This is a genomic window from Lutibacter agarilyticus, assembly GCF_900188235.1.
In the GTDB taxonomy this organism is placed as follows: Bacteria; Bacteroidota; Bacteroidia; order Flavobacteriales; family Flavobacteriaceae; genus Lutibacter; species Lutibacter agarilyticus.
In genome coordinates, this window is record NZ_FZNT01000003.1 from 222075 (window position 1) to 231678 (window position 9604).

A 9604-nucleotide genomic window follows, 5' to 3' on the forward strand; every position below is an offset into this window, starting at 1 on the left:
ATAAACAATGAAAAAAACATATAACAAAATAGCTAGTTTATTATTAGCTAGTATATTTATCTTAATCTCTTGTGAAACTGATTTAGATATTAATAATGATCCAGATCTGTTATCACCAGATCAAGTACCTATGAACTCTGAATTACCTGCTGCAATAACAGGAATCGGTGCTTCAGCAGGTTCTTATTTAGCAATTGTAGGTGGATTTTGGAGTCAATATTGGACACAAAGTGCGGTTGCTAACCAGTACAAACTTATTGATGATTATACATTACCTGCTAGTTCAGGAATTGTAAACGGTACTTGGTCTTCTATGTATGATGCGTTAACTGATGTACGTAACATTAAAAGAATCGCTAAACTAAATGAGAATTGGAATTACTATTTAATTGCTACTAGTTTAGAAGTATATGCATCTCAAATTTTAGTTGATTTCTACGGTGAAATCCCTTATTCTGAAGCTAACAATACGGCAATTTTAAATCCAATTTTTGAAAGTGGTCCCGTTGTTTACGACCTTATGGTAGTAGATTTAAAAGAAGCTCTTGGGAAAGATTTATCTGCTTCTCCTATTGACGATGCTCCAGGAAATACCGATTTTATTTTTGGAGGAGATATGAATAAATGGAAACAGTTTGCAAATACATTATTGTTAAAAGTATTACTTAGACAATCTGAGGCTAATTCAGCATATGCTCAAACTCAAATTACATCATTAATCAATTCTGGTGCAATGTTTTTAAATTCTGATGCTGCTATTACTCAATTTGTAGATGAAGCTAGTAAAAGTAATCCACTTTTCGAAACTGACAGAAGACAATTAAATGTTGGAACTAATCTTAGAGCTAGTGCCACTTTAGGTTCTTTCTTAACCGTTAACAATGATCCTAGACAGCCACTCTTTTATGATGGTGAAAACTACCAATTACAAGGTGATTTTGATGAAGGCTCTTCAACATCATCTATTGTAGAATTATCTGCTACAGATCCTGTATATTTCATTTCGTTAGCTGAAAGTAAATTTTTACAAGCTGAAGCTGATGTTAGATATATGGGTGGAAATAAAGCTAAAGATTTATATGAAGAAGGCGTTATGGCTGCATTCAATCAATGGGAATTAGATGGAAGCTCTTTAGTTTCAGGTGTATATGCATATCCAGCTGGTTCGTTAGAACAAAATATCGAAGCAATTATTACTCAAAAATGGGTGTCTTGTTTCCCTGGAAATGGATTTGAAGCGTTTTTTGAACAAAACAGAACTGGCTACCCAAAAGTATCTTCAGTTCCTCAGGATGATCCATCTTATAATGCTGGTGATTTTTCCTATTCAGTAGAAGGTAAAACAGGTGGATTATTTCCAAAAAGACTTGTTTTCCCACAAGATGAACGTCAAAGAAACTCAAATGCTCCGGCTGCAAGTTCTTTAACCGACAATGTGTGGTATGATATTAATTAATTTAAAAATATAAAAATGAAATATTTAAATATAATTTTAACACTATTTGTAACTGTGTTGGTTTCTTGCTCTGTAGATAGTACTGGAGGCGTATCATCAGTAACAGATTATCCTATTATCACCTTAAACGGCGACGAAGTTGTTTATATTGAGCAAGGGTCGACTTACAATGAACAAGGGGCTATTGCAATGGAGGGTGAAAACGAAATTCCAACAGAAATTACTTATAGTTCTGGTTCATATTACGGAAATTCTGGAGTTGACACAAATACTCCTGACCAATACACTGTTTCTTACTCTGCTGTAAATGCAGATGGGTTTGCTGGTAATGCATTAAGAACGGTTTGGGTAGTTCCTGCAACAGGCGATTTAGTAAATTCAATTGAAGGTTTATACACTGCTGACGCGCAACGTGCACCAACATTTACTCCTAGTTCTCAATATCAAGATATGGAATATGTTATTATCACAAAAACTGGAGGAAATACTTATTCTATTACCCACGCAATTGGTGGTTACTATGATATGGGTAGAGGTTATGGTCCTGGGTACGCTGCTGCAGGTGCAATAATAACTGCAAATGACATTCCTTCTAATGATTTCTCTATATCACAAGCTGTTTTCCCTATTTGGGGGAATACTGTTGATGTTACAGAATTCACTGTAGATCCAACAACTAAAATGATTACATTTACAGGTGATGGTAACTTTGGAAATGGAACATTTAAAGTTCAATTAAAACAAGTTCAATTTTAAAAATACTTATTATGAAAATAAATAAATTAAAAAATATAACGAGTACCATAATGTTGTTCTTTGCACTTGCAACATTAACAACTTCTTGTGATGAAGTTGGCGATCTTGATGTTGGCGGTACTAACGTTGAAGCTATGTCTGGAGATTGGTGGATAATAGCTTTAGAACCAGATGGTGTTACTCCCGCTTATGGAGGTGATTACGAGCAGTTTTCTACATATAACACTGCGGCAAATGACAATGGCTTATGGATTAATGATTATGGACATTGGATGGAAATTCAAACTAAAGTAGTTGTAAATCTTAGTGATAAGACTTTTGCTGGAGTAGCAAATTCTCCTGAGGAAATTACAGGAGCTACTGTTTCAGTTAGCAATGGTAAAATTACTAGTAAAGATTATGTTACAGAAAGTAATACTACAGTTGATGCTATTGAATTTGAAGCTGAATTTAGTTGGGATCCAGGTGTTGTATACAAATTTATGGGACATAAAAGAACAGGATTTGCTGAAGATGAAAATCCTCACTATTCTAATTAATTATTATTGTAATTACAAGATTAAAAAATCCAGAGAAACTTTTCTCTGGATTTTTTTATTTAAACCAATAAATAACTCTTAAAAAACTTTAACGCATTTAGGTTTTCCATAATTTAAACAGAAATTATTATAATAATAGATTTTCCTTTTTTATACCTACATTTGCAGCATGGAAAATGAAGCATCTAAAATATTTGGAATACGGGCTGTTATTGAAGCAATTAATGCTGGTACAACTATAAGTAAGGTATATTTACAAAAAGGATTAACTGGACATTTATTTTCAGAGTTAAACACACTTATAAAGTCGCATAACATAGCTAACAGTTACGTTCCTGTTGAGAAACTAAATCGGTTTTCAAAAAATAGTAATCACCAAGGGGTTGCTGCACAAATATCTCCTATTGAATTTTACGATTTAGACGAATTAATAAGTACTACTTTAGAGAAAAAAAGTGCGCCGTTATTTTTATTGTTAGATCAACTTTCTGATGTTCGAAACTTTGGTGCTATCATAAGAACTGCTGAATGTACAGGTGTTGATGGAATTGTAATTCAAAAGCAAGGAAATGCTCCTGTGAGTGCTGATACTATAAAAACATCAGCTGGAGCTGCTTTTAAAATGCCTATTTGCAAAGTAGATCATATTAAAGATGCTATTTTTCAATTTCAAGCTTCTGATATACAAATAGTAGCTGCAACTGAAAAAACCGAAAACTTAATTTATGATATAGATTTAAAAGTCCCAACAGCCATTGTAATGGGATCTGAAGATAGAGGTATAAACCCTTCTATTTTAAAAATTGTAACTCACAAAGCGAAGTTACCATTGTTAGGAACTATTGAATCTTTAAACGTATCTGTTGCTTGTGGTGCTTTTTTATATGAAGCTACCAGACAACGCTTAAAATAAGACTCTAATATAAATTTCAAAAGTCGACCGACTTATAAAATAAGTTGCCCGACTTTTGAAATAAGTTGCCCGACTTTTGAAATAAGTTGCCCGACTTTTGAAATAAGTTGCCCGACTTTTGAAAAATGACGTTCGTCATTTTTATTTAAGACAATGTGCCTTCTTCGTCTTCGTTTGGTTCAGGTGGTGAATAATTTCCATTTTCATCAAATAAACTCTCAAACTCTTCATTTTTTGTGTATTCGAATGTTTCAGGCTGGGGACCTAAATTTCGAAACAAAATGGCGAAAACCAAGCCTACTATAAAACCTGATAAATGCCCTTCCCACGAAATGCGTTCTTCTACCGGAAATATATACCAAATCATACTTCCATATAAAAAAACAACCGCCAAAGACAAGGCTATTAAACGATAAAATTTTCTGAAAATACCACTAAAAAAAATAAAACTAACCAACATATACACCATACCACTCGCCCCAATATGATACGATGGACGTGCAAATGACCAGGTTAATAAGCCAGTGACCAGTAAGCCAATGATAAGCACCTTATTGGCTATTTTACTATAAAAATAATACAAACTCCACAGCATAGCTAACAACGGAATTGAGTTGTTAAATAAATGCTTGATATCACTATGAATAAACGGTGAGAAAATAACTCCTCTTAAACCTTTAAACGTTTGTGGGTAAATACCAAATTTATTGAAGTTGAATCCGAACTGAATTTCAATAAAATATAGAAACCATATTACAACAACTGCTATAACAGGAATGTATAATGATTTTGATTGAAATGAAAACTGAGTATCAGACATATTACAAACATACAATTTATTCTGAAGTGGTAAAAAAACAAAGTTAACAGGTTATAAAAACCTGTTAACTCTAAAGACTTCAACGTTGCGTTAGGGATTGCAGCGGTATCCTTTTTTGGGAATGCAACGAAGTGGAATTCCTAAAAAAGATTTAGCGAAAAGCCCGACACAAATGCAATGCAGTGTAACGCCCAAAACAATATTATTACTATTTTTACCGTATGAATGAACCTTTAGCAGAACGGATAAGGCCTAAAAATTTAGATGATTATATAAGCCAACAGCATTTGGTTGGTAAAACGGGGGCGTTAACGCAGCATATTAAACGTGGCATTATACCGTCGTTAATTTTGTGGGGGCCACCGGGAATTGGCAAAACCACTTTGGCTAATATTATTGCACAAGAATCTAAACGTCCGTTTTATACCTTAAGCGCTATTAGTTCGGGTGTTAAAGATGTGCGTGATGTAATACAAAAGGCAAAACAAAGCGGCGGTTTATTTACTACTAAAAACCCGATTTTATTTATTGATGAGATTCATAGATTTAGCAAATCGCAACAAGATTCTTTATTAGGCGCTGTTGAAAAAGGATGGGTAACTTTAATTGGTGCGACTACTGAAAATCCAAGTTTTGAGGTGATACCTGCTCTACTCTCTAGATGCCAAGTGTATATTTTAAATTCGTTTAGTAAAACTGATTTAGAGGCGTTACTGCAACGTGCTTTAAATGAAGATGAGCTAATTTCTAAAAAGGAAATTGAAATAAAAGAGACGGATGCTTTGCTTAGAATTTCGGGTGGTGATGCGCGTAAGTTGCTAAATATTTTTGAATTGGTGGTGAATTCTGAAGATGAACCTATTGTGATTAACAATGAAATGGTGCTTTCGAAAGTTCAAAAAAACACTGCTTTTTACGATAAAACTGGCGAACAACATTATGATATTATTTCGGCTTTTATAAAATCGATACGGGGAAGCGATCCAAATGCGGCTGTTTATTGGCTGGCAAGGATGATTGAAGGTGGCGAAGATGCCAAATTTATTGCCCGAAGATTGTTAATTTTAGCTTCAGAAGATATTGGGAATGCAAATCCTACAGCGTTAATTTTAGCAAATAACACGTTTCAGGCTGTAACAACTATTGGTTTTCCTGAATCGCGCATAATTTTAAGTCAGTGTGCTGTGTATTTAGCAAGTTCACCTAAAAGTAATGCCTCTTACGAGGCTATTGGAAGCGCAATTGCATTGGTTAAAGAAACAGGTGACTTATCTGTTCCTTTAGCATTAAGAAACGCTCCTACAAAGCTTATGAAAGAATTAGATTATGGAAAGGAATATAAATATTCTCATAATTACGAAAACAACTTTGTTGCGCAAGAGTTTTTACCAAAAGAAATTGAAAACACAAAACTATTTAATCCGGGAAATAATCCTAGAGAAAATAGTTTGAGAGAATTTTTAAAAAAACGCTGGAAAACGAAGTACAATTATTAGTTTATCCTTTTATAAATTTTAATACCCGATTTTGAATCTATTTTAAGGTTTCCACTTTCATCGATTTCCAATAGTTGTGTTTGCTTAAAACCTGTTTTTTTCACCATAAAAATAGTTGGCTTTGAAGTTGTGTAAATTTCAGCAAATTCAAAATCTTCATCACCTCCTACAACTTTGTAATCGTTTCCTTTTTTTGAAATCACACATTCACCCCACATATCAATAAAATAAGTACCTTCAATAGTATAAGCTTTTGCTGCTTTATCTGGTTTGGATTCTTTAATTTCTTTAGCCTCTTTTTTTGGCACAACAACAGGAATTGCTGCAACTGCAACAGGAGCTGAAGCTTCTTTTACAGCTTTAACTTCAACTTCACTCTTTGTTTCAGCAATTTCTTCTTTAACAGCAGTTTCAACAGGTGATACAGCTACAACTTGCTCTTCTGCAGATTCAGCAACAACAGCTTCAATAGCTGTAATTTCTTCGGTAGTTTCACCTTCAACCTCTTCATCTAATTCTTGAATATTTACAAAAGCATTTCTTATAGCTTGATGATACCCTTTTTTATAGTCCTTTATTTTAGACCTTCCTTCAGGTGTTGTATAAATTACTTTGTTATAACAATCTACCAAACTAATAGTTACTTTTGTTGACAACATTCCAGACTCATCATTAACAATCGCTTTTAATGCAGCACAAGCGTTTAAAGCCAATTCTTCAGGAAAACTCTCATCACTAAAAAAAACGATGAATTCTTCTTTTTCAAATAAAAATTTTGTGAGTGAATTAATTTGGTGTTGGTCTTCTCTTTTTTGAAATTCGTATTGTTTTGGAACAATTATATATTTATAATCTTTTATTGATTTTTGCGCAAATAGTGTTGAGCTAGCTAAAATAATAAGACAAAATGTAGAAAATGTGCGTAACATAAATTAAACCTATTTAGAATTGTTATGAATTTTGTAAATGTACTACTATTTATTGTAAAAAATAAAGTTGATACCAACTTGAATACTCGTGCTTTTGGTATTGTACAAATTATTTAAGTACAATAAATTATCAGCCAACAGGTATAAATTGAACGGTCCAAATTGTGTGGAAATTCCTGCTCCTAAATTTGAAAATGAATATGCATCGGCAGTATAGGAAACCTTTGCTTGAAAATGTTTACTAAACCAACGTTCATAAAATAATGTAGCAGCTACATACGAATGCACAGACCCAACTGCTGAAAACAATTGAACCCCTACTTTGTTTGAATATTTCCCTGGTCGTGTTTCAAATCTACAATCATCATATTCTTTTCCGAAGGAATAATCAATTGCTCCATTCAATTTCATTGGCCTAGTTGAAATATAATTTGTATTTAAAGTATCTACCACAACATCTTCCTCAAACCTATCTTTTAAATCATTCCAATAATCTTCTGGATTCTCTAAATCAAACCCCAAGTTAAAACCATCTACTTTAAAATCGCCTTTCACAGTATACGATTCAACATCTTTAGTATAGTAAATAAAACCAATATCTTGAGCGCTTCCACTTAATGTCCATTGTTTTTTAAAATGATAGGTGAAACCGAGGTCAACACCTACTCCATAATTTCCGCTAAAAAATAGTTTTTTGATATAGTCTGATGGTTCTACATTATCATAATCATCCAATACAATTCCCGAAGTTTGAATTAGCACATCAACATTTTCTAGTTCTTGTTGATATAAATTATCAACACCTTTATTTGTAACTAAAGCTCCTTTATTTCCTTTACTACTGGCGTTTAAAACTCCTGAATATAATTTGAACCTACCTCCTACTTGCCATTTATCAGTTATTTTTTTTGAAATTCCAACGTGATAAACCCCTAATAGTTCAGCTCTTGCTGTAAGTTTACTAATTGCATAATTTCTATTGACATCGGTATTCCCTTCATAAGCCAAGTCTATAAGATCTCTTGGAGTTTTCACTAATGCATTTGACTCTTGGTAATACCCAAAACTTACATACGTTGTTTTGTTTAAACCAAAACCTGCACTTATAACTTCAAGCTGCTGTGTAAGTTCAAAAAATTCAGACTTCCCAAATTTATTAACTACGTCATCTATTTTTGTGTTGATATCTATTCCATCGTCAGCAAAAACATCATAGGCTGAAAACCCTGAAAAACCTCCATGTAAACTTACTTGTGAAAATAACGGAAAGCCAATATAAAACTTGTTTTCAACTTCAGCACCTGGATTCAGCATTAAAGTTTGCGGAAGACCAGCAAAATTGTACAAAACTTGTTTATTTTGGGCGAATGATTTTAATGAAAACAGTACGATTATTATCAAAATGAATGTTCTCATATCGTCTTGTATCTTAAAAATAATTCAACCGATGATTTAAATTCTACATAAGAATCATCGCCAGGTAAAATTACACTACCATCGTCACTAGGACGTAATTCTAAAAAGAACGCAAAAAATTCTGTTTCAAAAATATAATGAAGATCTTCAGTTGGGATTTCAATAATTGTAATTAATTCGTTTGAATTTGCAGGAATTACAATTGGATCTAGCTCATAAATAGGGTTTTGATTCACATCAAAAAAAACAATTTGTGCATTAAAATTTCTATTGAATACATTGGTTGTTTGTATGGTAAATTCAACTTTTTCTAGATGCTTTTGCGGAACGTCTTTTAAAGGGGCTTTAACAATATCTAACTGTAAGGGTACTTCGGTATTTACTGAGTCTAAAAAATCTGGAGCATATAATTCAAAATACACAAGTGTAATAAGGTAACTGGGCGTAATTTCAACAGCATCAACCTGATCAAAGTCAACATTTTTAGTACAACTAAAAGTAGTGATTAGTAACAAAATGATGGTGCTTAATTTTAAGGGTTTCATAAATATAAAAACAGTAGTTTTTTGGGTTTATTATTTTATAAGTAGTTTTTAATTTCGATTAAATTTGAAACCGATTTTATACTTTCGGAAACAGACTCATTGTTGAAATTACAGTAAATAACATCAAAACCTGCATTTTTAGCGCCCATAATATCAGCTTCCCAATTGTCACCAATCATAACAGACTCGGTTGATTTTGCATTTGTTTTCTCTAACGCATATTCAAAAATAATTGGATTTGGTTTTTTTACTCCAACATCTTCTGAAGTAATTATAGTTTTAAAATATTTTGTTAAATCTGATTTTTCAATTTTCTTGTATTGCACTTCATTAAAACCATTGGTTATAATGTGCAACTCGTAATTAGGAAATAAATGGGCTAAAATATCATGAGCGCCATCAAACAACAAATTACTATCGGGTAACACTTCAATATAATCAACCGCTAAATTATTGATAACCTCATCTTTAATCTTAAAATTAATTTTATCGAATGTATCTTTCAACCTTCCAAATCGTAAGGCTTCCTTAGAAACTCTTTCTTCCCTATAAAGTTTCCAGTATTTTTGGTTTATGTTTCTATAATAATTTAAAAACTTATCTATATTAACATGAACGTTATTTTTATTAAAAATTGTACGAAAAGCAATATCAGAATTTGTTTCAAAATCCCAAAGCGTGTGATCTAAATCGAAAAATATGTGGTTTATTTTCATTTTTTAAAAATATAAATA

Annotated in this window: 10 protein-coding genes; 5 read left to right on the forward strand and 5 right to left on the reverse strand. The window is 32.4% G+C overall.

The window, feature by feature from the left end; translation table 11 throughout:
- Window positions 1-7: 7 nt before the first annotated feature.
- The 4 genes from CHB67_RS06065 to rlmB all read left to right on the forward strand — a co-directional run bounded on the left by CHB67_RS06065 (window position 8) and on the right by rlmB (window position 3664).
- On the forward strand, window positions 8-1456 hold the full coding sequence (locus tag CHB67_RS06065) for a SusD/RagB family nutrient-binding outer membrane lipoprotein (protein WP_089380863.1): 1449 nt from the start codon (window positions 8-10) through the stop codon (window positions 1454-1456).
- A gap of 15 nt (window positions 1457-1471) precedes the next feature.
- Window positions 1472-2212, forward strand: a complete 741-nt coding sequence (locus tag CHB67_RS06070; protein WP_089380864.1) for a BT_2262 family domain-containing protein — start codon at window positions 1472-1474, stop codon at window positions 2210-2212.
- 11 nt (window positions 2213-2223) lie between these two features.
- A complete protein-coding gene (locus CHB67_RS06075) occupies window positions 2224-2751 on the forward strand; it encodes a lipid-binding protein (RefSeq protein ID WP_089380865.1) in 528 nt (175 codons plus the stop codon).
- Window positions 2752-2920: 169 nt separating this feature from the next.
- Window positions 2921-3664 (forward strand): 23S rRNA (guanosine(2251)-2'-O)-methyltransferase RlmB, encoded by a 744-nt coding sequence (gene rlmB / locus CHB67_RS06080; RefSeq protein ID WP_089380867.1) that lies wholly within the window; start codon window positions 2921-2923, stop codon window positions 3662-3664.
- Between the two features lie 145 nt (window positions 3665-3809).
- Here the strand turns inward: rlmB and CHB67_RS06085 are convergent, their stop codons facing one another.
- Window positions 3810-4484: a rhomboid family intramembrane serine protease gene (locus tag CHB67_RS06085; protein ID WP_089380868.1), complete on the reverse strand. Its 675-nt coding sequence runs from the start codon at window positions 4482-4484 to the stop codon at window positions 3810-3812.
- Between the two features lie 221 nt (window positions 4485-4705).
- On the opposite strand from CHB67_RS06085, the gene CHB67_RS06090 reads away from it, so the two are divergent.
- A complete protein-coding gene (locus tag CHB67_RS06090; protein WP_089380869.1) occupies window positions 4706-5980 on the forward strand; it encodes a replication-associated recombination protein A in 1275 nt (424 codons plus the stop codon).
- On the opposite strand, the gene CHB67_RS06095 is transcribed toward CHB67_RS06090, so the two are convergent.
- The 4 genes from CHB67_RS06095 to CHB67_RS06110 are packed head-to-tail and all read right to left on the reverse strand — an operon-like array spanning window position 5977 to window position 9586.
- Window positions 5977-6909: a hypothetical protein gene (locus CHB67_RS06095; protein WP_089380870.1), complete on the reverse strand. Its 933-nt coding sequence runs from the start codon at window positions 6907-6909 to the stop codon at window positions 5977-5979. The two genes, CHB67_RS06090 and CHB67_RS06095, sit on opposite strands and share 4 nt — an antisense overlap.
- Window positions 6910-6954: 45 nt before the next feature.
- The gene (locus tag CHB67_RS06100; RefSeq protein WP_141119682.1) at window positions 6955-8325 is read right to left on the reverse strand and encodes a DUF5723 family protein; all 1371 of its coding nucleotides are present in this window, start codon (window positions 8323-8325) and stop codon (window positions 6955-6957) included.
- Window positions 8322-8870 carry a hypothetical protein gene (locus CHB67_RS06105; RefSeq protein ID WP_089380872.1) on the reverse strand — a complete coding sequence of 183 codons (549 nt, stop codon included), beginning with the start codon at window positions 8868-8870 and terminating at the stop codon, window positions 8322-8324. The genes CHB67_RS06100 and CHB67_RS06105 overlap by 4 nt, the downstream gene beginning before the upstream one ends.
- 35 nt (window positions 8871-8905) lie before the next feature.
- Window positions 8906-9586: a YjjG family noncanonical pyrimidine nucleotidase gene (locus tag CHB67_RS06110; protein ID WP_089380873.1), complete on the reverse strand. Its 681-nt coding sequence runs from the start codon at window positions 9584-9586 to the stop codon at window positions 8906-8908.
- Window positions 9587-9604: the final 18 nt, after the last annotated feature.

What these genes read in the sequence shown, in the direction of transcription:
- CHB67_RS06065 (WP_089380863.1), top strand. Translation starts at nt 8, where the DNA reads ATGAAAAAAACATATAACAAAATAGCTAGTTTATTATTAGCTAGTATA.
- CHB67_RS06070 (WP_089380864.1), top strand. Translation starts at nt 1,472, where the DNA reads ATGAAATATTTAAATATAATTTTAACACTATTTGTAACTGTGTTGGTT.
- CHB67_RS06075 (WP_089380865.1), top strand. Translation starts at nt 2,224, where the DNA reads ATGAAAATAAATAAATTAAAAAATATAACGAGTACCATAATGTTGTTC.
- rlmB (WP_089380867.1), top strand. Translation starts at nt 2,921, where the DNA reads ATGGAAAATGAAGCATCTAAAATATTTGGAATACGGGCTGTTATTGAA.
- CHB67_RS06085 (WP_089380868.1), bottom strand. Translation starts at nt 4,484, where the DNA reads ATGTCTGATACTCAGTTTTCATTTCAATCAAAATCATTATACATTCCT.
- CHB67_RS06090 (WP_089380869.1), top strand. Translation starts at nt 4,706, where the DNA reads ATGAATGAACCTTTAGCAGAACGGATAAGGCCTAAAAATTTAGATGAT.
- CHB67_RS06095 (WP_089380870.1), bottom strand. Translation starts at nt 6,909, where the DNA reads ATGTTACGCACATTTTCTACATTTTGTCTTATTATTTTAGCTAGCTCA.
- CHB67_RS06100 (WP_141119682.1), bottom strand. Translation starts at nt 8,325, where the DNA reads ATGAGAACATTCATTTTGATAATAATCGTACTGTTTTCATTAAAATCA.
- CHB67_RS06105 (WP_089380872.1), bottom strand. Translation starts at nt 8,870, where the DNA reads ATGAAACCCTTAAAATTAAGCACCATCATTTTGTTACTAATCACTACT.
- CHB67_RS06110 (WP_089380873.1), bottom strand. Translation starts at nt 9,586, where the DNA reads ATGAAAATAAACCACATATTTTTCGATTTAGATCACACGCTTTGGGAT.